Consider the following 25,958-nt stretch of genomic DNA (forward strand, 5'->3'; position numbering starts at 1 on the left):
TCTACCGCAAAACCGTAACAGAACCCGTGTAACGATTTCTGCCGTTATTAGGTTCAATAATATAATAATAAACCCCAACCGGAACCTCAATTCCCTTGTATTTGCCGTCCCAAGCGTCGGTATAACGCTCGGCAAAAAATACCTGTTGCCCGCCCCTGTTAAAAATACGGATGGTTGCTTTTACAAAACTTTCCAAGTATTTAATGGCCCAGGTATCGTTTACGCCATCGTTATTGGGCGAGAACGCATTAGGAATGCGTGGGTCTTTATGCACAGTAACCGTTATTTCGTCGGCAACGGCACAGCCATCTGTAGATGTTACCGTTAAAATGTATTTGGTGGTTTCGGTGGGCGATGCTATTGGATTGGCAATACTATCGTTACTTAAACCAGTGGCCGGAAACCACTTATAGGTTATTGCTTTACCAGTAGATTTTGCATTTAATTGTTTTTCGCCGGCTAATAAAATGTCCACATCGGTACCGGCATCTACCGTAGGCAAAGGGTTTACGGTAATTACTTTGCTTATACTAGTGGCACAGGCTTTCGCCGATGAAAAAGTGAAGGTAACAGGATGCGCCCCTACCCCGGCCTCACCTGGCACAAAATCATTGCCGGTAACTCCTGCTCCGCTAAAAGTAGCTGCGCCAAGCATTCCAGAAAGTTCTTTAGCGTACTTGCGCAAATCTATTTTTGGCGCATCGGCACATACCGGCGGCACATCCTCAAAAACAATATCTGGCGTACCGTTTACGGTGATGGTCGTAGGTGCCGATTCCTGGAAACAGCCTTGACCCGAGTAAGCCCTGAAAACCACCTGATAATTTTGGTTTAACGCAGATTTTGGGTATTGATGGGTATAAACCTTATCAGGCAACGGATTTATATCTGTAAAAACAGCAGACGGACTGGCGTTTTTATAATCGTAAATAATCTCGATTTTTACAATGTTTCCGAAAGCGATGCTAGATGTGTTTTTAAAGCTCACCGGCACGTTGCTACACAACCGCTCTTTATCCAACACCTCGAACGCCACCTTTGGATTGGCGCCGCTGATAGTAATAGGTTTGCTTATGGTACTTACGCAGCCTCCGGTTGTAGCGTTTAAGGTTACCACGTAATTTCCGGCACTTATATACCGATGCTGCGGTTTAGCCTTGGTTTGTTCTACCGGATCTACAGAGCCGTCGCCAAAATCCCAGTGCCAACTGCTAACCGTACCGCTTTTTACAATGGCTTCAAAACTTACCATATCACTGATGCACGATGCCGGATCGGCAAAATCTATTACCGCAGGATCGTAAATTTGAATGGATTTTTGAATGGTTTGGTTGCAACCGCTTTGCGAAGTGATTGTTAAACCAATTTTATAGGTACCGCTTTTTGCAAAGGTATAAACCGGATTTTGTAGCGAGCTTGTACCACCGTCGCCAAAGTCCCACAACCATGTTTTAACATTTTGCGTAGCGTGCGAAATATCGGAAAAACGGATGGCCTTTGTGCTGCACAAAGGATCCAGCATTTCAAAATCGGCGCCAGCCAATTCAACAACTTTCACTGTTTTTTCTGTGAAATCAGAAGCGCAGCCGGACCTGCTTATCAAGCTTAATTTAACTTTATAAGTACCCGCGCCCGCGTAAGTATGAAGCGGATTTTTATCTGTGGATGTGGTTCCGTCGCCAAAATCCCAGTACCATTTAGCAATGTTGCCCCCAATATTGTTATTTACAAAGGTAAATTGCGCACCATTGCCTGCACAAATTTCGGTAGGCACATCAAATTCTGGAACCGGCAAATCCATTACCTCTAAAGCATAACTAATTACTTCTGTATCTGTAGTGGAGCATACATTTGCATTTACCGGTAATGAAGCAATAACTTTGACTGTTTTTGTACCCGCACTGGCAAAGGTTTTATTCGCCGGATAGTTGAATTGGTATAGCTGTTTGTTGTTGACTACCACCTTTTTATAGCTCGGATTTGTGACAACAAACGGCTTCTCGCCAGACTCAACTTGCCAACTTAATTGAGTTGGGATGTAAGGCAATAGCAAATTAAAATCATAAGCCTGTTGCACACACGCAACATCCACAGTCTCATTGGTCCCTTGTTTAAGCGCATTTACGATAGTAGTACTGGCTAAGCTTGTGCCGGCAGAATAGGCGTAAGATTCAGTAGAACCAAAACCATAGGCTATGGCGTTAAAGCCTGTATCTGCCACCAAACTAAAATTAGCGCCTTTTCCGGTAAGGTTTATCTGCGCGTAAGAATAAGCAGGGTTTGTTGGAATTGGGTTAAAACTGGCCTTAATTTGATCGTTATTGATGCTAAAGCTGGAAACTTTGGCGCTAGGTATCACCACGTTTAAATACTGCTCACTAATGGCTAGTTTGGTTGACGAGTATAAAGTTATCTTATCGATACTGTATTCTAGCGGGTTAAGGATAACCATATCCGGGTCGCCGTAAACATGGCGGGTTCCGTCTATTTGGTTTCTGCTGTCCGAACAATATTCGCTAATGGCGTATTGTGCAACGGAAACGGGTTTATCGGCTTCAATTAAAGACGCAGCGGTAATTGGAGCTGTGGTGTAAAACTCGCCAGCGTTTAGCATTGTGCTAATTCCGTTCACCTTTATGGTGGTTTGGTTTTCTGCCGCTAAAACTCTAAAAATGCTTCCGGCATCGCGCCCGTAAAACGGCACCACCGGAAATATTTTGCCCCAACTTTCAATAGGGTAAAGCTGTTGCAAAAGCGGGTCGGCAGATCCGTTTTGAGGAAATATATTGCACGTTGGGGTGTTAATCCCTATGGCCGAGCTTCCAGAAAAAACCGCAATTCTTTTACATCCCGAAATTGCCGAATCCACTTCCACCAGACTTCCGGTTACATCGTATTTGTTTTGAAACTGGTAAACATCCCCAACATTTTCCAAAGTGACTGATATAGCACTCTGCTTTACGCCTCCTATTACCGGCGTAAGCTTGAAAGTTGTTTGGGGTTCTACCGCTACAACAGCCAATTGAGAGAGAAAACCATCGGTTTGCGGAATTTGTTCGTAAGCCATTGCAAAATATTTACGCCCCAGCGCCTCTGTGGGCAACACTAAAGTTGCTGCAGAGCGGAACCCGGCAAACACGTGAGCATACACCACCACTTTGCCCATACCTTCATCTACTTTTATATGGATACCTTTATTCTCTGAAATTTTAATGCCCGGACCGATAAAAGAAGCGTCACGTGGCACAAAAACTTCTGTTACCGTATTTGCCTTTACCGTAAAGCTTTGTGTAGATGAGCCACAAGTAACTTTACCGCTAGAGTTTGTTTTGGACGTGATAAATAAGGAAAGCGTTGCGAGTTTATCATCCGAAGGAACATGATCAGGAAAACAAAGCCAAAAATCTGTGCCTTCGTTAGAGATACGTTGCGCAAACAGCGTGTGTTGGAAAAACAGGAAGAAGCCGAGAAAAGCAATTAGTTTAAAATACGGCCTCATTTTTAAGTAAAATACATTACAACAATATTACGAATATAACAGAACATTGTTGAGTGCTTAGCTTAAAGAAAAACGATTTAAGCTTTACAGGTGTTAAGAGGCAAAACTTAAAATATGCTGAGGCAAACGCACGCTGAAATTCAAATGCTCATGACGCAAAGGCGTAGTTAAATCTGTCCAATCGCGATTTACCGAACGCACCAAACGTTCTTTTTGCGAACGCGTAAATCTATTTAACAGGGTAAAACGTGTATTAGCTTCGCTCTCGGTGTTTAACTCTTCAAAATACACCAGTCTTGTTAGCTGTTGGCTGGCATCAAACATTAAGCTGGGCATCTTTTTATACAGCTCCATCGTTTTTAATATATCAGCACTTAAGCCCACGTGTAAATTGTTGCGGTTTCTATCGGCTACTATGAATACGTACTTTTTCATCTTCTTCTTTTTTACTGTCTTTGAAGCGCTTGCCACCGTTTTGTTAACATGTGGAAAACGATTTTAAATTTGATTTCCTTAAAGCAAAAATTAATTACTAATTTTATTGGCATAAAAATACTAACTTTTTTAGTAAAACCAAATTATTTTTGAAATGGGAAAAATTTCAGCAAACATCAAATTCCTTAGAAAGAAAAAAGGCCTCACGCAGCAACAGTTTGCTGATGAGATGGAAATAAAAAGATCTTTGGTAGGCGCTTATGAAGAAGAACGCGCGGACCCCAAGTACGACCTTTTGAAAAAGTTTGCCGAATTTTTTGAGGTAAGTATGGATGAGTTAGTGAACGAAACTATTAATGCGCAATGGAAGCCAAAGCCTAAAGCTGATGGATCTAACGTACGCATACTTAGCATCACGGTAGATAAAGACGACAAAGAAAACATAGAGCTGGTGCCGGTAAAGGCCAGTGCAGGTTATTTAAACGGCTACGCCGACCCCGAGTTTGTAGCCAGTTTGCCCAAATTTTCTTTGCCGATGTTTAAGCAAGGAACTTACCGTGCTTTTGAAATAAAAGGAGATTCGATGTTGCCTTTGCCATCTGGCTCCATTATTATTTCGGAGTATGTAGAGAATTGGAACGATTTGAAAGTAGGAGAAACGGCAGTAATCATCAGCAGCAACGAAGGTGTTGTATATAAAAGGATAGGCTCAAAAATCAGGGCAGATAAAGGTCTAAAACTAATATCCGACAACCCAGTTTACCAAGCTTACCATATTATGCCAGAGGAGATTATGGAGATTTGGCGCGCCAAAGCCTACATTTCTACCGAGTTGCCACAACCAACGCCAGAGCCTACTATGGAAAGCTTAACAGCCATGATGTCGCAAATGCAACGTTCTATTAGCCAACTGCAACAAGACAAAAATTAATTTCGGAAGCCTGTTAAACCTTTATTGTTTTTCAAGTTCAAAAAGCAATAAATCAATAACGATGAAGAAATACATTTTATCTTTTGCGTTGCTTGCATTGGTAAGCACCGCAACCTTGGCCCAAAAGAAAACCGCTGAAGAAAGAGCGCAGACCGCTACGGAAATGATGGAAAAAAATCTGGGCTTAAACAGCGAACAAAAAACGGCTATTTACAATGCCCAGCTAGAGAAACTTAAAGCGATGGACGCCCTAAAAGTCGCCGCCGGCAAAGGTAACCAGCCCGATGCAGAACAAGCGAAAGCCATCAGCAAAAAATACAACGAAGTAGTAAAAGCAACGTTAACAGACGAGCAAAAAGCTAAGCAAAAAGAGCTAAAAGCCCAGCAAGCTGCCACTAAAGCGAACTAACCCAAAGGCTATCCAAAAATTAAAAATTTTGTTAGTTAATGTATCCTCAAAATGCAACCCTAAAGCAGGTTGCATTTTGAGGTTGTAAGGCTGGCTATGGTTTATTAAAAAGTTCCAATCAAAATTTACTAGTCTTTTTAAGCCAACTCCTCTTTACCATGGTTTATCTGCTTGCTTTGTAGCATCACCGCTATATACCAGCCAATTAGCTGTCAAAATCTCCCGTTTCATATTTAAATATTTCTTTCCCCATTTCTTTGATAAGTTCATCTAATTCTAACGAACAAACGTGGATGAGCGCGTGTAGCTTCTTTATTTCGTCAATCTCGTTAGTGTGGTTGCATAAATCTACCAAACCTAAAATAGATGCTACCGGCTTCCTTACCGCATGAGAATTGGTCCAGGCAAGTTTTCTTAGTGTATTGGTGTAAGATTTTATTTTTTCTTCCTTTTCTTTTCGCTCCGTTATCACATTTTGGATGGCGATGTATCGCTCTATTTCATTTTTATCATTGTAAATAGCAGAAAGATTAAATTCTACCCAATATTCCTTTCCTGCTTTGGTGTAATTTAATGCCTCAAATGGTACAAAAACATTATTTTTCAAAGACTCCATAACCTTCTCTTGTAGCTTAGGATCCGTTTTTGGCCCATGTAATATTTCCGGGGTTTTGCCTACTATTTCGTCTAAATTATAGCCTGTAAAATTGGTGAATGCGCTGTTAACCCAGGTAATTTGGCCCTGAGGATTGGTAATAACAACCATATTGTTAATTCGCTCTATTACCTCGGCAAATTTTTGCTTCTCCTATGTTTGTATAATATAATCTAAGTGAAGAAGGGCGAGAGCAGATTTTGCTTTAAATAGCCTTATGGTATATTCAAGAAAAGAGACTGCCTCCTCTTCTTTAACCTTTTAGAATCTGAACAGAATGTAAGGAATTTACTCATTATTATGAGTCTAATAGCCAGTATATCCAGTCAGGAGAAAAGATGAAGGAAGGTTATCACTTACCTAAACCATATAAGATGAAGGTATTATTAAAGCAGACAGTAGGAATTGATGTTGCACAAAATGAATTAGTTGTATCGCTTGGTAGAATGGATGAACAGATCAGCATAGAAGTCTATGGCTACAAAGTATTTCCCAATACTAAAAAAGGGTTTTCAAGTCTTGTATCGTGGGTAAATAAACAGACATCAACTACAACAGAAGTACGGTACGTAATGGAAGCAACAGGAGTTTACCATGAATCCTTAGCGTACTATCTTTACAGTATTCAAAAACAAGTCAGCATCGTTTTGCCAAACAAGATCAGTAATTATGCAAAAACACTTGACATAAAAACCATTACTGACAAGAGCGCTTCACAAGCGATTGCTAGATTTGGTTTGGAAAGGCAATTGGAACTATGGCAACCTCCTTTAAAAATATTTAATGATTTGAGACAGCTTTGTCGGGAACGTGAGCAGCTTGTACATGAGCGTACAATGTTGAAAAATCAACTGCACGCAGAACGTACTTCTGCAACTTCAAGTGAAAGCTCAGTTAAACGAACTAAAAAAAGAATAGCTCTTATTGATTTGCAGGAAAAGCAGATAAGAGAAGAAATTGCTATCCTTATCAAAGGAGATCAAGCTCTAGTAGAAAAGATGAAAATAGTATCTTCAATTCCTGGCATTGGAAATCTGACTGCTGTAACCATTATCGCCGAAACCAACGGATTCGAGTTAATAAAGAATAAAAGACAGTTGGTTAGTTATGCAGGATTAGATGTAAGAGAAAAGACATCTGGAACTTCAGTGAAATCCAAACCTCGAATTTCCAAGCGGGGTAATAGGAATTTAAGAAAGGTAATGCACTTTCCAGCATTAGCTGCAATTAGGACTGATGAAAGGTTCAGAGATATTTTCTTAAGAATGGTTTCAAGGCATGGTATCAAAATGAAGGCTATAGTTGCCATCCAAAGAAAACTGCTAGAATTGACTTTTATATTATGGAAAAACAATTCTTATTATAATTCAGAACACCAGCATCAAATCATTCCGTTTCAGGAAGTAGCGATGTAAATAAAGAGAAGCTTAATTCTCTATCGATAATTTGTTTAAGAGGTTGGCTTTAGCTTATAACCCCCGAACCATTTTTGGGTTTATTTAAATCTAATATTTAAACTTAGTTTAAAAGTAAAAGGCTGAAATGCATAAAAAAACATCGAAAACCATAGAAAAAATCTGATAGCTTTCGATGTAAACTTAAATAGACCAATGTTACTTATTAGTCATTACTTTGTAGGTAGGATCTTCGATAATATTCACATCTATAACTGTTTCAGCATTTTTCAGTAACTGTCTGCAATCTTGGCTTAAATGTCGTAAATGTAGTTTTTTACCTTCCTTGTGATACTTCTCCGTAATTTTATTTAAAGCTTCAATAGCAGACATATCAACTACTTTACTTTCCTTAAAATCAATTACAACTTCATTCGGATCATTTAGTACGTCAAATTTTTCAATAAATGCGGCAGTAGAACCAAAGAACAGCGGTCCAAAAATTTCGTAATGCTTTACACCATCTTCATCTACATACTTTCTTGCACGTATTCGTTTGGCACTTTCCCAGGCAAATACAAGAGCTGAAATAACTACACCTATCAAAACGGCTAAAGCTAAGTTGTGTAATAGTACAGTTATAACTGCTACCAGCATACCAATAAAAATGTCGTGTCGAGGCATTTTATTAATAATTCGAAAGCTGACCCACTCAAATGTGCCTATAGCTACCATCATCATAACCCCGACTAATGCCGCCATTGGAATTTGTTCTATTACAGGACCTGCAACCAGAATGATCAATAAGATTGCTATAGATGCAACTATTGCAGAAAGTCTGGCTCTCCCTCCAGCTCCGATATTCACTAAAGTCTGGGCAACCATTGCACATCCACCCATTCCTCCGAAGAAACCGTTGGTGATATTGGCTATGCCCTGTGCGGCAGCCTCACGGTTAGATTGTCCTTTTGTACTAGTTATTTCATCAACCATATTAAGCGTTAACAGACTTTCAATCAACCCAACACCTGCCATTACTAAGGCGTAGGGGAAAATAATTTTCAGGGTTTCCAGATTAAACGGTATTTCTGGAATATGAAATGATGGCAGTGAACCACCTACTGAAGCTATATCAATTACTTTTTTAGTATCAATACCGAAAAAATATACGATACCGAATACAACAATTATCGCTACTAACGATGCAGGAACCGCCTTTGTAAATTTTGGTAATATAAATACAATTGCTATGGTTAACAACGTCAATCCCGCCATTAAATAGAGGGCAGAACCCTGCATCCAACCTTCTATTCCGTTTTCTACTACTTTAAATTGTGCTACCTGTGCCATGAAAATGATTACTGCAAGACCATTTAAAAAACCGTACATTACCGGTTGCGGGATCAGGCGTACAAATTTACCAAGTTTAAAAATTCCTACTAAAAATTGCATAAGACCTGCCATTATAACGGCAGCAAAAAGATATTCCACCCCATGTGATGCTGCCAGTGCAATAAGTACAACAACAGTCGCTCCGGCGCCTCCGGAAACCATTCCAGGTCTGCCCCCTAGAATTGCGGTTACAATACCCATTAAAAAGGCTGCATAAAGACCTGTCAATGGCGATAGCCCCGCTAAAATAGCAAACGATAAAGACTCTGGTATCATGGTCATGGCAACTGCAAGACCTGCAAGAATTTCATTCTTGTAATTAATTTTCTGTTTGAAATCAAACAAATTGATAATTTTCTCCATAAAAAATTATGTTTAAATATGTAAAATTTGAATAAAAAGTGGGTACACTGAAGTAAAATCTTCGGGTACGATAAAAAAGCCAATAAATTAAAATTGGGAAAATAAAACAGTTTAGCCTAAGATCAAGGCGGCGTAACTTGAGATGATATTTGTACTGTTCTTTTCATTGAGTTACGCAAAAGTACAATTTAAAGTCATTTTACACAATTTATCACTAAATAAAACTAAAAAAATTTGTTTTACAACACAGAATCTCTTCTGTAGATTGCTTTATTAACATTATGCTGTTTTCCAGTTCTTCTTTCAGGCTCCTTTCTAGTTCATAAGCTTTCTTTAATTCGGCTTGGTTTTCAATGGTCAGCGTCACATCCTGCGCCATTACCATCGCACTTTTTCTACCGTTAAATTCTATGCCGTGAGAGGTTATAAAAACCGAAATGATTTCTCCGCTTTTTTTTAGGTGACGCCAATAACCAGAGATATTAAATTGTTTAGGCATTTTCGTTGCTGCCTCCAAAACCTTATCTCGGTCTTCCTCGGGCCGAATATCCAATATCTTCTTCCGCAGAAATTGATCTCTGGTGTAGCCATAATGTCTGATTGCGGCATTATTAACTTCTACAAACTTCAGCGTTTCCCTGTCGTATATCCACATTGGATTTGGATTAGAGAAAAAAAGCTGCCTATATTGCTTCACTGACCGCGCTAAGGATTTTCTCTCAAACCGGATAATGACAAAAAAAACAAAGCTGCTGACTACCACGTATAGCACGTCTTTGGCCAGATGAAGATGAGCTTCCTTAACGCCTATCGTAGACGCCGACAGATGGACTAAGCCGTTGCTAGTTAAAAACCACAGCAGGCTTGTTATTAGATAAATAAATATGACTTTCCAGGGGCTGTTCAACATAATCGAACTTATCAGTTATGTATCTGGCAGATGCAACATAACTGCGTTTCTTGTACGGGTTTAAAATAATCTTAGCTCAACTAATCCATAATTGGTGAAAAAACGAACCGCGAAAAGCTGGCAATATACGGTTTATACACCCTAATCCTAACTTAAACAATTACAGATTATATACTCAGGGAAAAATCGGTTAAGCACCTTATCGGGAACATGTAGCCTCTTAACACTACCGCTACGGCGCGATACGACTTGCTAAATCTCTCGGTTTACATCCCAAGCTTCCAGATAATCCGCTACGCGTTTTACAAACATCCCTCCTAAAGCGCCGTCGACAATTCGATGATCGTAGGATAAAGAAAGATACATCATATGCCTAATTGCAATTACATCGCCGTAAGCGGTTTCTAAAACTGCAGGTTTCTTTTTGATGGCGCCAACAGCCAAAATAGCTACCTGCGGCTGGTTAATAATTGGTGTGCCCATGATATTCCCGAAACCGCCGATATTGGTTAAAGTGAAAGTGCCTCCCTTTATTTCTTCGGGCTGCAAACGGTTTTCGCGCGCCCGTTTAGCTAAATCGTTCACGGCCTTTGTTAAGCCTACTAGGTTGAGCTGGTCGGCGTTTTTTATTACCGGCACAATCAAATTGCCATTAGGCAACGCGGCCGCCATACCAATATTTATGTCTTTCTTTTTGATAATTTGATGCCCATTTAAAGAGATATTAATCATAGGCATATCTTTAATAGCCTTAGTAACTGCCTCTACAAATACGGGGGTAAAAGTTATTTTTTCGCCTTCACGTTTTTCAAAGCTGGCCTTTACTTTATCGCGCCAAAGCACCAAGTTGGTTACATCGGCTTCCACAAAAGAAGTTACGTGCGCGGCAACTTCCTTGCTGTGTATCATATGCTCGGATATCATTTTCCGCATCCGATCCATCTCAACAATTTCGTCTTTCAAAGCCGGAACTTCAACCGGCGCAGGTTTGGGAGCCGTTTCAGTAGCGGTATTTACTACCGGCGCCCCAGTTTCTTGTTCTGGAGTAGCTGTACCTGCAAAATCCTTCTGTTTTTTATTAGAGATATAAGCCAATAAATCATCTTTGGTAACCCGTCCGTCTGTGCCAGAACCGTTAATTTCATCCAGTTCGCTTATGCTTATCCCCTCTTCTTGCGCTATGCTTTTCACCAAAGGCGAGTAAAAACGCTCCGAACTGTTGAATGAGGTTTTAACGGGCTTTTCTTGAGCTTCTTCTTTTTGCGGAACATAAGGAATATCTTCAACCGGGCTTTGTTCAGAATTTTCCGCTAAATCCTCAGAAGCTTCTTCAGCAACCGCCAGCTGTTTTTGTTGTTCGTCTGCGGTTTCAATTAAAGCAACCACATCTCCAACTTGCGCAACCTGGTTTTCCTCAAACAACTGTTTCACCAATGTTCCTTGCACAGGAGACGGCACTTCAGAATCTACCTTGTCTGTTGCAATTTCCAGAACACTATCTTCTACATCAACCCGGTCGCCAACTTGTTTGTTCCATTTAATCACAGTTGCTTCCGCAACGCTTTCTCCCATTTTAGGCAATAAAAGCTCGTATATAGCCATGAAGTCTGTTTTATTTTGCTATCAAAATTAACAATATAATGTTTTTCCTAGCCAAGCAAAGCGTGGTTTTTTTGTTAAGCCTATTTTTTAGCGCAACTAAAAACAGTTTATAAAGCTGATTTTTAGCTCCATCTTCCTAATCAACCGATGCGGAGTAACGCGAAAAAAAATAAAAATCTAATCTTCCTGTTCTTTTAAAAAGTGAAATAGGAATGTAAAAGCGGCCATTGTTGCTCTTTCTATATTTTGGATACGATGTTTGCCAAAGGTAAAACGTTTAGCTTTCGCTTGATGTTTATTTGCCACTGCAATCCAAACGGTACCTACGGGTTTTTCTTCGCTTCCACCATCCGGACCGGCAATTCCGCTCACTGCAACGGCGTAATCTGATCCAAAATTTTGCACCGCTCCCTCCGCCATCTCCAATACAGTTTCTTCACTTACAGCACCAAAACTTTCCAAAGTCTGCTGTTTTACACCTAGTAACTTAGATTTTAAACTGTTTGAGTAGGTAACACCGCCGCCGACAAAAACTTTTGAGCTCCCGGCATGTTGGGTAATCTGATGCGCAATTTCTCCGCCTGTACAACTTTCGGCCAACGAAAGCGTTAGGCCTTTTTGAGCCATTTTATCCAAAATCACTTTTTCGATAGGTAAATCTCCTTTCGTGATGCAAGCTTCCGGCACTGTTGCCATAATTTCATCAGCAAAAGCATCAAGCTCTGCCATCAAAACTGGCGAAGCTTCTAAAGTGGTGCTCAAACGCAAACGTACGGAGCCCAGTTTTGGCAAGTAGGCCAATTTGATATAAGCAGGCAAACGTTCTTCTATGGCTGTCAATTTCTCGGCTAAAAAAGATTCGCCCAAACCGGCGGTGAGAATGGTTTGGTGATAAATTGCCGGCAACTGGTATTGCTGTTTAATCAAGGGCAAAACCGAAGCTGTCATCAGATGCTTCATTTCATGCGGAACACCGGGCATTGAAATAAAAAGTTTGGTCCCTTTGCGGAAAAGCATCCCTGGCGCAGTGCCTACCTGGTTTAAAATAGGTGTGCATACCTTTGGCACCAAAGCTTGTTGCCTATTAACCTCCAGCAAGGGGCGGTTGTATTTGGCGAAAATTTGTTCCACTACTTTCAAGCTTTCATCGTGCGTCACAAACTCATCGCAATCAAAATATTTAGCTAAGGTTTTTTTGGTGATATCATCTTTAGTTGGGCCTAAACCTCCGGTTATTAAAACTAAATCGGCACGCGTTTCGGCATCGGCTAAAGCTGCTAAAATATGCGCCTCGTCATCAGAAACAGAGCTAATCTGTTTGACCTTGACGCCTATTTCATTTAAAACTACGGCCATCCAGGCCGAGTTGGTGTCCACAATTTGGCCAATTAAAATCTCATCGCCAATGGTAATCAGTTCTGCCTGCATGTTAAAATTGGTTATAAAACTCTCTGCGTTTGCTCAGTTTCAAATCTTGCAAAATAGAAGATTTAACACGCAAATCCACGCTGTAACTTTGGTAAGGACCAAAAGGAATCCAACGGACGGACATGTCCCAACAGTGCAAATCGCGATAGATGGAGAAAGAAGTTAAGCTGATGGCGTTGTTACGGAAATCGTAGCCGGTATTAAACTGCACTTTCCACTTGGGTGTAAGGTTAAAATCGCCGTTGGCGTTTAAAGTTTGTACAATTTGGCGTTGCAAGCCCGTATTGCTATAATTGAAATTGTAATAGAAACTAAGGTTCCATGGAATGTTGAAATCAACGAAAGCGTTGGCATTGCGACTGATTTGTTGCAGCTGATCTGCCTGTTGGGCGTTTACACGGCTAAATAAATCGCTGTTGTTTTGCTGTGGCGGATTGTTTGATTTATTGTTTTTGCCCAGCGAATTGGAGTTTAAGCTGTAATCAAAAGAAAAGTTAAAATTGGTTAAACGCGGTAATTTCCCGTCTTCCCAGCGATAACGGTCAATATCTTTGCCTACTAACCTACCACTTACGGTCTCGGTATAAAAAACGTAAGGGTTTAATGTTCCAGAAAAACTAACGCCCAACTTCTCGGTAAAAAAAGTTCGTCCTCCAAAGCTTAACTGCGACAGCTTCATGCTATCGGCCACAAAATTATAGGAGCCGTTGATAGACAAGCCTTGCAGAATAGGAATTTTCTTGACGCCGTTGTTGGTGGTATCCTTGGAACTTCGGACTTTAATTTCAATATTATTATCCAAACCAAAGTTAATTGCCGCACTCCGTCCGTTGCCCGGCCCGCCGTATAAACCATTCTCAAAAATAGAATAAGCACGTTTTTCGCCGTATTGGTTTACCTGCAAGCTATCATAATAACCAAACTGGGGCTTACCGAAATCTGGGCGGTAAGAGAAACCGATATTAGGCGTCAACACGTGGCGTATGGCCATCAGCTTCCCCTTTTTGAAGTTAACCATGCCATAAATTTTGGTGTTTAAACTTCCGCCTACGCTGTATTCAGATGCTCTTCTGAACCCTGGGATGGTATCAATTGCGGTAGAATCTATGGTGCCTGTTGGCGTAGGACGTGCCACGTAATGCTTGCGGACCGTTTGGAAATACCATTTCTCGCTGTAGTTGATGCTTTGGCTAAACTGAAAATATTTTAAAATTTTCGACGACATCGAAATCGGGATGTTGTGCTGTACCCCACTTCTGATTTTACGTAAGCTGGCCGGCTTAAACAACAAAGAATCGTAAGTGCTTAGCTGGTTATCGGCTTGTAGCGAATAGCCTACCGCTATGCGCTGATACCATTTTTGTTCGCCTACCCTATCTTTTGAATCGAAGGGGTTTAGGGTGGTCATGCTAAAGTTCAAACTCGGCAAGCTTAAAGAAACCGTACCGGTTGATAAATCTTGACTATGCGTTAAAGCCGTACTTAAACTGAAGGGCGAGTTTGCCCAGTTTTTACTATACGAAATACTGGAGCTTAATTGGTTTTGCACAATTTGCTGATAGCTGTAACCCGGCACATTACGGAAAGCACCGCGTGTACTGGCATTCACAGAAGCACCAAAATTGGTGCCTGGCCTAGCATTAGGGTTTTGGCTGTGCGACCACCTGATTTGGAAATCTCGGGTTGGGTGCTCGTACTCTTCTGTACCTTCTACACCGTATTTTCGCGATGAAAAAGAAAGGTAAATATTGCCCGAATATTTGTACCTCTTGGTGTAACGGCTAGCCACATTTGCCTCGTATGATCCTTTTGAGTAGATACCGCCCTTCATCGTCATGTCCCAATAATCATTTAAACCCAGATAGTAGCCAAAATCTCTCAAAAAGAAACCTAAAGTGGCATCCTCGCCAACTTGCGGTAAAATTATACCCGATGCCCGCTTATTAGGCTTCGGGAAAAACCCGAAAGGCAGTACAAAAGGCAAAGGAACATCCTCAATTACCATATAAGCCGGACCGGTTACAATTTGGTTTTCTGTTGCAATACCTTTAGTAATTACGATACCAAAATGCTGATGCGGTTCCGGCAAATCACAAGTAGAGTACACCACGTCTTTCATGTGTAACTCATCGTTCTTTTGCTTCTTTATTTTACCCCCGGTAATGTAACCGCCGTCTTCCTCGGTGTAAACCTGATAAATCTTCCCTTTAGCGGTTTTAAAATTATAAAACACAGAATCGGCGGTTAAAGTTCCTTGTGCGGGATCTTTAAAAATGGGCAAACCGGAGAACCGCCCCAGCGAATCTGTGGTTCCTTTGGCAAAAACAGTATTGTCTTTGTAGTCCACTTTAATATATCCGGCGTCAATTTGCCTTTCGCCATAGGTGATACGGGCATTGCCCATCAAATACATCACATTGTTTTTAACATCGTAAAAAGAAGAGTCGGATGCTACTGCCTTTATTACATCAGTAATTTCGCCTGCTTTAGAATTTTTTTTGGTCGTATCCGTTTTAACAAATGAAGTATCGGTTTTTACTAAAGCCAAACTATCTTTAAGTGCTACGGTCTTTAAAGTATCCTGCTGGTAAAATGCATGAGCTTTGATACTAATGTTCACAAATAGTAAGACACAGGTAAAAAAGATTTGGTTAAATTTCAAAATCGATAAAGAATAATATTTTTGCAAACAAAACGTACCCAAAAAACGCCCAAAATTAATGAAAATTACAACATCAAGAAGGTTTATTAAATGTTTAATGCTAACAGGTTGCTGTTGGTTATTGTTCAGTTCTCTTAAATCGGACGGTGAAAAAAACAAATTATCCACAATTACAAAAATTAAAACAATTGTGATTGATGCCGGCCACGGGGGCGAGGACGGTGCCACACGTGGCGCCTTCTCTAGAGAAAAAGATGTAGCGTTGGAAGTCTCCTTAAAACTGGGCAAAGCTATAGAGGAAAAACTGCCTGGCACAAGAGTGGTTTACACCAGAAAAACAGATGTTTTTGTAAAATTGTACGACCGTATCGGCATTGCTAACCGCGAAAAAGCAGATTTATTTATATCTGTCCACTGTAACTCGATGCCTTTGGTACGCCGCAGATTTGTGGTAAATGGCAAAGCGGTTTATAGAAGCATACCCAACCCAGATACCAGAGGAACCGAAACTTTTGTTGCGGGTTACAACCGTTTGGCAGAACAGGATGTTGCTATACGCGAAAATGCCTCTATCCTGCTAGAGAAAGACTATAAAAACAATTACGACGGATTTGACCCTAATGACCCAGAAAGCTATATTATCTTTTCTTTAATGAAAAACGCGTTCCGCGATCAAAGCATAAAACTGGCATCATTAGTGCAAGAAGAGTACAAAAAATCGGGCCGCGTAGATAGAGGCGTTAAAGAGCAAGGACTGGCGGTGTTACAAAGGGCCGGAATGCCCGCAATATTAACCGAAATAGGTTTTATCAGCAATCCCGAAGAAGAAAAATACATGAACTCTGCCAGTGGCCAGGCAGAAATTGTAGACAATATTTTAACAGCAATTGTGCGCTACAAAAACCAGATTGAAAATTAAGGATTAACTAAACGCTATACATTTGAAAATCTCTAACGAAACTAAAGTGGGCATACTTACCGCCCTTGCTATAGCCATATTTATTGTTGGCTATAACTTTTTAAAAGGCAATGATATTTTCTCTAGCGAGAACGAGTTTTATGCAAAATATGATAAAGTGGATGGTTTGGCCGTTTCTAAACCGGTTCTGGTAAACGGCTACCAAGTTGGGCGGGTATCTGCCCTTACTTTGTTAGAAAACGGACAGATTTTGGCCCAGTTTAAAATAGACCCCAAATATGCCATCCCTGCAAATACCATTGCCCGTTTAGAAAGCACCGATTTATTGGGCAGCAAAGCTGTAGTTTTCGACTTGGGGAACAGCCTTAAATACGCTAATGACGGCGATACCCTAAATGCCAACGTACAGGCCAATCTGTTAGAGCAGGTAGAGCCCGTGCAAAAAAAGGCGGAAGTAATTATCTCCAAACTCGACTCTATGCTAACTTCGGTTAACAATATTTTAAACCCAAATTTCCAGAGAAACGTCGACAGAAGTTTCGCTAGCATTGCTAAAACCTTAGAAACCCTAGAATCCACCTCTAAAACTATAGACGGCACGGTCTCGGTGCAGTCCAAACGTATTGACGCAATTTTGGCCAATGCCGAATCTATCTCTAACAACCTGAAAAACAATAACGAACGTATCACGTCTATCTTAACTAATGCCAACTCGTTTACAGATCAGCTGGCGCGCACGCAGATACAAACCACTATTGACAACGCCAATAAAGCCGTTACCGAGTTACAAACAGCTGTAAACAAAATTAACAGCGGCACAGGGTCTATTGCGCTATTGCTTAACGACGAGAAGCTGTATAACAACCTTAACAATTCTGCGAAAAGTTTAGATAATTTAATTATAGATGTGAAAGCCAACCCAAAACGCTATGTAAGTTTCTCCATTTTTGGCGGAAGAAAAGATTAGGAAAATCAACGAAGATATTTGAAACGGAAGAAGTAATTTTTCCGTTTTTTTATTTTGTATATTTTGGGCGCTTTAACACGCTTTCCGTTGTATCTTTTTGGCCCAAATGCCAAAAAGGATGCCACTGCAATCGTTAGCGCACCTTAGCAAGGGATTATACAACAATGAAAACTGAAAAAGAAAAAATGATTGCCGGCGAGCTTTACAACGCCAACGATGAAGAGCTGGTAAAGGACCGCCGCCGAGCCAAACGCTTACTGCGCCAATTAAACGTGACAGAATATTTGGTTACCAAAACCGCAAAGCAGCTTATCCGCGAGTTAATCCCTAACGGCACTAAAAGCTTATATATAGAACCTCCGTTCCATTGCGATTATGGCTACAATATTTTTTGTGGCGAGCGCGTGTATTTTAACGTAAACTGCGTGGTTTTGGACGTTGCTAAAGTGAATATCGGTAACGATGTGATGTTTGCGCCCAACGTACAAATTTATACCGCCACGCATCCAACAGATAAAGAACTGCGGAAAACCGTGGAGTACGGCAAAGAAATAAACATCGGCAATGATGTTTGGATAGGTGGAGGATCCATCATTTTACCCGGCGTTAGCATTGGAAATAATTGTGTAATAGGCGCGGGTTCTGTAGTCACCAAAAACATTCCGGATAATTCGCTGGCCGTTGGCAATCCGGCAAAAGTGATTAAAAAGCTTTAACCTATCGAGCAAGTGCCCTAGCTAAAAACTTTCATTGGCAACTTATGGCTTCACCTAAAACTTATGCCTTGTTATTAAAAACATTGTGAATGATCGCGTTCAGCTCTTCAGAAACTTTGCCGTTAGTAGCCACAATATCTCCGCTTTCTAAAGCTTTTTTACCTCCATTAAAATCAAAGTATTCGCCGCCCGCCTGCTGTACAATTAACAGTCCTGCCGCAATATCCCAAGGCTTTAAATTGTATTCAAAATAAGCGTCAAACCTGCCGCAAGCGGTGTAAACCATATCTACCGAGGCTGCGCCAATACGTCTTAAACCGTGGCATTTTTGCATAACTGTGGTAAATAAGCTCATGTAATCGTCCTGTCGGCTAAAATCATAATACGGAAAACCGGTTGCCACCAAACTGCTGGCTAAATCTTTATTGTCCGAAACCCGAATCTCATTTCCGTTCAAATAGGCTTTGCTGTTTTTCCAAGCGTAAAAGCATTCGTTTTGCTTTACCTCGTAAACCACGCCCACCACAAGCTCATCGTATTGTTTCAAAGCGATACTTACCGCAAAAGCCGGAATGCCATGGATAAAATTTGTAGTGCCGTCTAAAGGATCGATAATCCAATTAAACTCCTCTCCCACTTTATTTGATGTGCCCTCTTCTGCAATAAAACCCGCTGCTGGCAAAAGTTGAGATAAAGCCTCTACAATCATCGCTTCTGCGGTTTTATCCACGTACGATACCATATCGTTTAAACCTTTATACTCGATTTTTGAGCTGCTAAAAATGGCGGATTCGGTACCGATGAACTGCCCCGCCTTTTTTGCAATTTCAATAACCTGCTCACACAGTGCTTGATAGTTAATCATGTAGATTCTATTTTAAACGTGAAAAATTTGTGGATGTAATACGCCGCAATTCCTAAACTTAGGGCAGATGTAATGCGCGACGGTGTAGGGTAAAAATCAAAAACTTCAACAAATAGTCTTAATAAACCGTAGTTGGCAAAAAACCCGATAAAGGCAATTAACGCAAAACGGCTAAATTGCTTTTTGCCCGCCAAAGTTGATTCATTAAAAACCGCATATTTAGTGATGGCAAAATTTACTGCAACACCGCATGAATAAGAAACGCACAAAGATAAGGTGTGTGCGCTGGCACTGTACACTCCAAAATATACACGCTGATGCTCAAACAAAAAGTTAATCACAAAAAAATAAATGATTACGTCTGCCAAAGTTGCTATGCCCGCCGACATAAAAAATCTGACCAATTTATTATTAAGCGCTTTTGAGATAAAGCCAGATTCGTTTTTTAACGACGAAAAAATCATTAAGCGACCGCCTTTCGCTTTTTATCGGCATTTGTAAATGCAATAATTCCCACTATACCCCCCAAGACCAATAAAGTAGAAATCAGCTCTGCTTGTGTAAAGGATAAAGAACCCACATGGTATTTAGAGTTTACGCGGATAAGCTCCACAAAAAATCTTTCTAAACCGTTTAATATCAAATAAATAGAGAATAATATACCAGGTGTTTTTATCTTTTTACGGATGCTCCAAAGGAATAAAAACAACAAGATACATGCTACCGCTTCATAAAAAGGGGTCGGATAAACGGCTACGGCCAGCTCGTGACAAAACTTACCCTCGCAACCCGGGATAGGTACACCTTCATTGATTACGTTGTGCGGATATTTAAAAGACCATACCCAGTCTGGCGCCCAAGATAACCAGTCCGGTTTCGGATTTGGATTTGCAATTCCCCAATCACCATCGCCAGACAGATGGCAACCTATACGTCCTACACCATACGCCAACATCAAACCTGGCGCAGAAACATCTGCCATATGAACGGCTTTGATACCGTTTTTACCCGAAATGTAAAGCACGGCCAACGCTCCGCAGATTAAACCGCCGTAAAATGTTAATCCGCTAAAAGACAATAAGTTTTGTATCGGATCTTGAATAAACCTGTCCCAATACTCTAAATTATCAAAAACCTTTGCGCCAATAATACCAGCAATAGCGGCCCAAGCTATAAAAGTGCCCATCATCTGGTACGGATGCACTAGCTCTGTAACTGTTTTAGGTTGCGGTAAAGCTGTTTTTTGCTTATCACGATAGGCCCAGTAAGCAAAAACCGCAGCTAAAATTAATCCACCTATAAAATTGCCTTGTGCTGATAAAATAAAACCCTGCGGATCGTTTACAAACGCGGTGTAGTTAAGCAATCCGTAAAACAGCTTATAACCAATAATAAAACCAAACAAGCCGTTCCAAAAAAGTTCGGTATTGCTGGCCGGCAAACCAATCACCACAGAACGTTTTACGGGATGCACCTGTCCTAGCTTTTCGCGCCGTTTCAGCTCTTCCGAAAAGCCCCAATAGCCGGCAATAAACGCTAAGGCTACAAAAAAACCAAAAGTTTGGATAGGTAGTGGAATGTTAACGCCAAAAAGATAATCAATAAGGTGAGATAAGGTTGGGAACATATAATTCGTTAATGTATCAATAGCTCAACAGCTTCGCTCACGTGCACATCACCATCGGGCAAAATTTCTTCAAGCTTAACCATTTTTAATTCGTTCACCAAAACAGGGTCGTATTTGGCTTTTACTTTCACGTAGTTGGGTGTAAAACCGTGCATAAAACCTTCTTTATGGTCGGCTTCAAAAAGCACTTCCGCATCTGTCCCCAACTGAGTTTCGTAGAAGGCGCGGCGCTTTTTCTCAGACAAAATATGCAACATCTTGCTCCGGTCCGCCCGTTGCGAGCCGGGTACAGAACCGGGCATTTCTATTGCTGGGGTATTTTCGCGCTCAGAGTAGGTAAACACATGCAGGTAAGAAATATCCAAGCCGTTTAAAAAGTTGTAAGTATCAATAAAATCCTCCCGTGTTTCTCCAGGGAAACCCACAATCACATCTACCCCGATACAGCAATTAGGCATTAAAGTTTTAATGGCCTTAACGCGATCCGCGTATAAAAAGCGCTTGTAACGTCTGCGCATTAAGCCCAAAATCTTGTCAGAGCCTGATTGTAAAGGGATATGGAAGTGTGGCACAAAACGTTTTGATTTTGCTACAAACTCAATTATTTCATTGCTCAACAAATTGGGTTCGATAGACGAAATGCGGATACGATGGATGCCCTCTACCTCGTCTAAAGCTTTTACCAAATCTAGAAAGCGGTTTTCTCGTTTTCCCTCACGTAAGCCAAAATCGCCGATATTAACGCCGGTAAGCACAATTTCCTTAATCCCAGATGCGGCAATGCTTTCCGCTTGCTTCACGATATTTTGGATGCTATCGCTGCGGCTCTCGCCCCTAGCCAGGGGAATAGTACAAAATGTGCAGGAGTAATCGCATCCATCTTGCACTTTTAAAAAGGTGCGGGTACGGTCGCCAAAGGAGTGCGACGCCACAAAGGTGTTGGCTTCGGCAATTGGACTATTATGGATTACCGTTTTCGGATTTTTTGTTAAGTCGCTGATGTATTCTACAATCTGAAACTTTTCCGCAGCGCCTAAAACCATGTCAACACCTTCAATTTCAGCAATCTCTTGCGGTTTCAATTGCGCGTAGCAGCCAACAATGGTTACATAAGCATGAGGCGAATGTTTTAAAGCTTCTTTAACTACCTTTCTGCACTTCTTATCGGCATTATCCGTAACCGAACAGGTGTTGATGATATATACGTCGGCCGCGTCAGTAAACTCCACAGTATCAAACCCAGCCTGATTAAATTGCCTGCCAATAGTTGAAGTTTCCGAATAATTGAGCTTGCAACCTAAGGTATAAAACGCTACTTTCTTATTCATAATAAACAGAAGCGCAAAGATATAAAAAATGCTTTAATCAGTTCCCCAACGGTAACTATCGCTGACAAAACCTGCCAGGTCAATCACACGGTCAACCACGGTTTGCGCAAGCTCTTCAATGGTTTGGGGTTTACTGTAAAACGATGGCACAGCCGGACAAATTATTGCGCCAGCCTCTGTTAAAGTCTTCATATTATTGATGTGGATGAGGTTTAAAGGCGTATCGCGCGCTACCAAAATTAATTTCCGACGTTCTTTAAGCACCACATCTGCAGCGCGGGTAGTCAGGTCATTTGAAATACCCGCAGCTATTCGACCCAAAGTTCCCATAGAGCAAGGAATAATAATCATCGTGTCAAATTTTGCAGAACCGGAAGCAAAAGGCGCCATAAAATCATTCTTCTCAAAAAAACGGAACGGAAAACTGGCATAATCCTCATCTCCCAGTTCAAACCGCCATACGTCTTTAGCATTGTCAGACATCACCACGCCCACTTCTTCTACCTGACTTTTTAGTTGCAATAATTTATGTAACAGCAACTTGGCATATAAAGCACCGCTGGCCCCGGTAATAGCAACAACCACTTTTTTCTTTTGCATGGCAAAATATAGTTACTAAAGCTTTGAAAACAAAAAAGGGCCGAATATAAATATTCGACCCTACATCTACCTATGAAAAACATGCCCTTTGGGAGGGCACTACAAATATAGAAAAGTTTTTATTTGTTTAACCAAATTTATTTGAAAAATTTAATGGACAATATTTTTGCATTTCGCATCTATAATTTCAAAACAATCATTAAAAAACACTTTAATAATCTAAAATTAAATTCATGTCTAAAAAAATTCATATTAACTAATACACAATCTCTAAAGTGTAAATTTTAAATAACTAAATAAGCCAGATGTGCAGGTACACGCTTAATTAGAAGCGTTCTAATTTTAATTTCTGATATTTGCGCACATCAAACAATAGACATATTTATTTTTTATGGAAGAAGTTAAGAACCACACCTATAATTTAAATTTCCATACGCGTAAATGGGTAAAACCCGAGGATTTAAATCCTAATGGAACCCTGTTTGGCGGCAGCTTGCTAAAATGGATTGATGAAGAAGCGGCAATTTACACTATTTGCCAGCTGGGAAACAGCAAAGTGGTGACTAAATACATGTCGGAAATTAATTTTTTAAGCTCGGCAAAACTAGGGGATATTATCGAGATGGGCTTAATTGCAACAAACTTCGGCCGCACATCAATCACTTTATTTTGTGAGGTGCGCAACAAAATTACCCGCCAAAGTATTTTAACCATTAACAAAATCGTTTTTGTAAATATCGACGAGAATTTTAACCCTATACCTCACGGAAAAACCGAGATTACTTACTCAAGAGACCGCTTTAAGTCTTAGGTTTGGCTTTAGGTTTCTTTTTCCATTTAGGGTTAAACCGGCGTTTTTGCGACGATTTAGATTTAGGCGCATAAACCGGTCCCTCTGCAAAACCTTCTGGCAAAGGAAGTTTTTCCACTTCTCTTTCCATTAATGTTTCAATGCGTGCAAAACGGTGCTGGTCTTTATCGTTAATAAAAGTGATGGCAGTACCTGTGTTTTCTGCACGTGCGGTGCGTCCAATGCGGTGAATATAGTCCTCTGGATCTGGCGGTACGTCATAATTGACTACCAAACTGATGCCTTCTACATCTATTCCGCGCGAGATAACATCTGTACCTACCAAAATAGATAAGCTTTTCCCTTTAAAACGCATCATAATATCTTCTCGGGCTTCCTGATTTAGGTCGGAGTGGAAAGCTTCGGAAGAAATCCCCTTACGGTTAAGCGCGCTGTTCAGTTTTTTTACCGTTTCCTTTCGTGAAGCAAAAACGATAACGCTCTTATATTCGCTATTACCTAGTATTTTTTTCAGCAGTTCCAATTTCTGCTCATCATAAACTAAATAAGCTTGTTGTAAAATACCTTCAGAAGGCTTAGATATCGCGATGTTTACTTCTGCCGGATTTTTCAACATTTTTTTAGAAAGCGCTCTTATCTTTGGGGGCATTGTGGCAGAAAAAAGCAAATTTTGGCGTTCTGCCGGCAAGTAGCTTAAAATTCTTACAATATCATCATAAAAGCCCATATCAAGCATACGGTCGGCTTCATCCAAAACCAAATGTTTTACGTGCTTTAAATCGATAATGCCTGATGTCAAATGCGCAATCAAACGGCCGGGAGTTGCTACAATAATATTTACACCATCGCGCAGAGCTCTTTTCTGTTGCTCATAATTTATGCCATCGCCACCGCCATAAACTGCAATAGAGGTACAACCTGTAAAATAAGCTAAACCCATAATTTGCTGGTCTATCTGCAATGCCAGTTCCCGCGTGGGCGATAAAATTACAGCATCAATCACGCTTTTATCTTCTTCCTCTATCTTGTGCAATAAAGGCAATAAATACGATGCTGTTTTTCCGGTTCCGGTTTGTGCACAAGCAATTAAATCTTTGCCTGCTAAAATATGAGGGATAGCCTCTGCTTGTATGGGCGTAGGCTTAGAAAAGCCCATGGAATCCAAACCTTCCTGCAGGGAGGGCGTAAAATTAAAATCTTCGAATCTCAAAAAACTGTGCTTTAGGTGCGTGGCAAATATAGTTTTTATTCTATAAATCTTATAGTTAGCTTATAAGCTTCAATTTACAATTATATCGTAAACATCCATCTAAATTTCCCTAATCAAGCTTATTCATATCTTGTTAAAATAGTTGTAATTTCATTTAAACTTTATCTACATTTAGTGCATTAATTTATTTCATGGTAACGCTATACGTCAAGTCATTACCCCTAAAAGATGTAATTACTAATCTCGCAGATGCTTTTGCAACTAACTTCACTAACTACTGCCATGAATATACGCTGGAAATACCCGAACAATTTGGTGAGGGATTTATTAGGGGCGTAAACTTTGACAATGGTTTCGGATTAATCGAGTACAAATGCCTGTTTAAAGAAAATATTTGCATACATTTTTCTGTTAATCAAATACATCCGTTGAAGTTCATTTATTGTTCTGTGGGCGAGGTTAAGCATAAATTTGAAGAACAAGAAAGCCTTCACTTAATAGATCAGTTTCAGAACGTAATTGTGGCCAGTACGGCTAAAAACGGACATATATTACTTTTTCCAAAAAACAAACAGATCCACTTAAACAGTCTCGAAATATCAAGAAAAGAGTTTAAGAAAAAGCTGGACTGCGAGCTTTCAAAACTAGATGTTAAACTACGCAAGCTGTTTAAAGATTTAAACGGCCGCCAACTCTTTTATCACCACGGCAACTACAGCTTAAACATGGCCGACTGCATTGATAAAATCCAGACCAGCCGTTTGGGAGGCTTTACCCGGCGCCTCTTTTTGGAAGGGAAGGCAAATGAAATTCTAAGCATCCAGATTCAGGACTTTGAAGACGACCGGAAAAGTGAGCCTAAGCGACAGATATTGCGTAAAAGCGATATGGAGAAAATTAGACACGCTGCTGGCATGCTCAAACAAAATTTGAGCGCGCCCCTCACCATCGCCAGCTTAGCCAAAGAAGTGGGCACCAACCCAAGCAAACTGCAAGAAGGTTTTAGACAGGTATTTGGACAAACGGTAAACAATTACCTTAACAAGTTGCGTTTAGAATATGCTAAAGACCAAATTTTAATAGGTGAATTAAACATCAGCGAAATTGCAGACCGAGTGGGCATCAGCAATAAAAGTTATTTCTCTCGCTTGTTCAAATCAGCTTACCAACTCAACCCAAAAGAATTTGCAAAAAAAGTTCGTAAAAATTCCGAATAGCACACAAAAATGTACTGA

General features: G+C 40.5%; 21 protein-coding genes and 1 pseudogene. 8 read left to right on the forward strand and 14 right to left on the reverse strand.

The genetic code is table 11. The features are described 5' to 3' along the window. Position 1: 1 nt before the first annotated feature. Positions 2-3,499 (reverse strand): PKD domain-containing protein, encoded by a 3,498-nt coding sequence (locus BCY91_RS14620; protein ID WP_120182781.1) that lies wholly within the window; start codon positions 3,497-3,499, stop codon positions 2-4. 93 nt (positions 3,500-3,592) lie between these two features. Then, entirely contained in the window at positions 3,593-3,934 is a 342-nt protein-coding gene (locus BCY91_RS14625) for a GIY-YIG nuclease family protein (RefSeq protein WP_120182782.1), read from the reverse strand. Between the two features lie 154 nt (positions 3,935-4,088). Here BCY91_RS14625 and BCY91_RS14630 point away from each other — a divergent pair, with 154 nt between their 5' ends. Together BCY91_RS14630 and BCY91_RS14635 are read left to right on the forward strand one after the other, a co-directional pair. Beyond that, a complete protein-coding gene (locus BCY91_RS14630) occupies positions 4,089-4,865 on the forward strand; it encodes an XRE family transcriptional regulator (protein ID WP_120182783.1) in 777 nt (258 codons plus the stop codon). Positions 4,866-4,926: 61 nt separating this feature from the next. Next, entirely contained in the window at positions 4,927-5,274 is a 348-nt protein-coding gene (locus BCY91_RS14635) for a hypothetical protein (RefSeq protein WP_120182784.1), read from the forward strand. Positions 5,275-5,479: 205 nt separating this feature from the next. Here the strand turns inward: BCY91_RS14635 and BCY91_RS14640 are convergent. After that, a pseudogene (locus tag BCY91_RS14640) lies at positions 5,480-6,064 on the reverse strand (PAS domain-containing protein); the annotation flags it as partial. Between the two features lie 239 nt (positions 6,065-6,303). On the opposite strand from BCY91_RS14640, the gene BCY91_RS14645 reads away from it, so the two are divergent. Next, positions 6,304-7,344: an IS110 family RNA-guided transposase gene (locus BCY91_RS14645; RefSeq protein ID WP_073418542.1), complete on the forward strand. Its 1,041-nt coding sequence runs from the start codon at positions 6,304-6,306 to the stop codon at positions 7,342-7,344. 198 nt (positions 7,345-7,542) lie between these two features. Here BCY91_RS14645 and BCY91_RS14650 read toward each other — a convergent pair whose 3' ends face one another. From BCY91_RS14650 to BCY91_RS14670, 5 genes are all read right to left on the reverse strand, one after another. Next, a complete protein-coding gene (locus BCY91_RS14650) occupies positions 7,543-9,078 on the reverse strand; it encodes a SulP family inorganic anion transporter (protein WP_073418541.1) in 1,536 nt (511 codons plus the stop codon). A 214-nt stretch (positions 9,079-9,292) separates the two neighbouring features. Next, entirely contained in the window at positions 9,293-9,988 is a 696-nt protein-coding gene (locus tag BCY91_RS14655; protein ID WP_120182786.1) for a PAS domain S-box protein, read from the reverse strand. Positions 9,989-10,240: 252 nt separating this feature from the next. Next, positions 10,241-11,590 (reverse strand): dihydrolipoamide acetyltransferase family protein, encoded by a 1,350-nt coding sequence (locus BCY91_RS14660; protein WP_120182787.1) that lies wholly within the window; start codon positions 11,588-11,590, stop codon positions 10,241-10,243. Between the two features lie 177 nt (positions 11,591-11,767). Then, entirely contained in the window at positions 11,768-13,018 is a 1,251-nt protein-coding gene (locus tag BCY91_RS14665) for a competence/damage-inducible protein A (RefSeq protein ID WP_120182788.1), read from the reverse strand. 1 nt (position 13,019) lies between these two features. Continuing rightward, the gene (locus BCY91_RS14670; protein ID WP_245989157.1) at positions 13,020-15,638 is read right to left on the reverse strand and encodes a putative LPS assembly protein LptD; all 2,619 of its coding nucleotides are present in this window, start codon (positions 15,636-15,638) and stop codon (positions 13,020-13,022) included. A 100-nt stretch (positions 15,639-15,738) separates the two neighbouring features. Between BCY91_RS14670 and BCY91_RS14675 the strand changes: the two genes are divergently transcribed. From BCY91_RS14675 to BCY91_RS14685, 3 genes are all read left to right on the forward strand, one after another. Then, a complete protein-coding gene (locus BCY91_RS14675; RefSeq protein WP_120182789.1) occupies positions 15,739-16,599 on the forward strand; it encodes an N-acetylmuramoyl-L-alanine amidase family protein in 861 nt (286 codons plus the stop codon). A 22-nt stretch (positions 16,600-16,621) separates the two neighbouring features. Beyond that, positions 16,622-17,566 carry an MlaD family protein gene (locus BCY91_RS14680; RefSeq protein WP_120182790.1) on the forward strand — a complete coding sequence of 315 codons (945 nt, stop codon included), beginning with the start codon at positions 16,622-16,624 and terminating at the stop codon, positions 17,564-17,566. Positions 17,567-17,730: 164 nt separating this feature from the next. Further along, a complete protein-coding gene (locus tag BCY91_RS14685; RefSeq protein ID WP_120182791.1) occupies positions 17,731-18,282 on the forward strand; it encodes a sugar O-acetyltransferase in 552 nt (183 codons plus the stop codon). A 61-nt stretch (positions 18,283-18,343) separates the two neighbouring features. Here BCY91_RS14685 and BCY91_RS14690 read toward each other — a convergent pair whose 3' ends face one another. From BCY91_RS14690 to BCY91_RS14710, 5 genes are all read right to left on the reverse strand, one after another. Beyond that, positions 18,344-19,147 carry an inositol monophosphatase family protein gene (locus tag BCY91_RS14690; RefSeq protein WP_394341560.1) on the reverse strand — a complete coding sequence of 268 codons (804 nt, stop codon included), beginning with the start codon at positions 19,145-19,147 and terminating at the stop codon, positions 18,344-18,346. After that, positions 19,144-19,536 carry a GtrA family protein gene (locus BCY91_RS14695; protein WP_245989161.1) on the reverse strand — a complete coding sequence of 131 codons (393 nt, stop codon included), beginning with the start codon at positions 19,534-19,536 and terminating at the stop codon, positions 19,144-19,146. The genes BCY91_RS14690 and BCY91_RS14695 overlap by 4 nt, the downstream gene beginning before the upstream one ends. Positions 19,537-19,610: 74 nt before the next feature. Then, positions 19,611-20,774 (reverse strand): prolipoprotein diacylglyceryl transferase, encoded by a 1,164-nt coding sequence (locus BCY91_RS14700; protein ID WP_120182792.1) that lies wholly within the window; start codon positions 20,772-20,774, stop codon positions 19,611-19,613. Positions 20,775-20,782: 8 nt separating this feature from the next. Next, complete coding sequence (gene mtaB / locus BCY91_RS14705) at positions 20,783-22,102, reverse strand: tRNA (N(6)-L-threonylcarbamoyladenosine(37)-C(2))-methylthiotransferase MtaB (RefSeq protein WP_120182793.1); 1,320 nt, start codon at positions 22,100-22,102, stop codon at positions 20,783-20,785. 33 nt (positions 22,103-22,135) lie between these two features. Further along, the gene (locus tag BCY91_RS14710) at positions 22,136-22,702 is read right to left on the reverse strand and encodes a UbiX family flavin prenyltransferase (RefSeq protein WP_120182794.1); all 567 of its coding nucleotides are present in this window, start codon (positions 22,700-22,702) and stop codon (positions 22,136-22,138) included. A 391-nt stretch (positions 22,703-23,093) separates the two neighbouring features. Between BCY91_RS14710 and BCY91_RS14715 the strand changes: the two genes are divergently transcribed. Continuing rightward, positions 23,094-23,513 carry an acyl-CoA thioesterase gene (locus tag BCY91_RS14715; protein ID WP_120182795.1) on the forward strand — a complete coding sequence of 140 codons (420 nt, stop codon included), beginning with the start codon at positions 23,094-23,096 and terminating at the stop codon, positions 23,511-23,513. Here the strand turns inward: BCY91_RS14715 and BCY91_RS14720 are convergent. After that, positions 23,503-24,723 carry a DEAD/DEAH box helicase gene (locus tag BCY91_RS14720; RefSeq protein ID WP_120182796.1) on the reverse strand — a complete coding sequence of 407 codons (1,221 nt, stop codon included), beginning with the start codon at positions 24,721-24,723 and terminating at the stop codon, positions 23,503-23,505. The two genes, BCY91_RS14715 and BCY91_RS14720, sit on opposite strands and share 11 nt — an antisense overlap. Positions 24,724-24,914: 191 nt before the next feature. Between BCY91_RS14720 and BCY91_RS14725 the strand changes: the two genes are divergently transcribed. Continuing rightward, positions 24,915-25,940 (forward strand): helix-turn-helix domain-containing protein, encoded by a 1,026-nt coding sequence (locus BCY91_RS14725; RefSeq protein WP_120182797.1) that lies wholly within the window; start codon positions 24,915-24,917, stop codon positions 25,938-25,940. The last annotated feature ends 18 nt before the right edge of the window (positions 25,941-25,958 follow it).

It is taken from the genome of Pelobium manganitolerans, from assembly GCF_003609575.1.
GTDB lineage: Bacteria > Bacteroidota > Bacteroidia > Sphingobacteriales > Sphingobacteriaceae > Pseudopedobacter > Pseudopedobacter manganitolerans.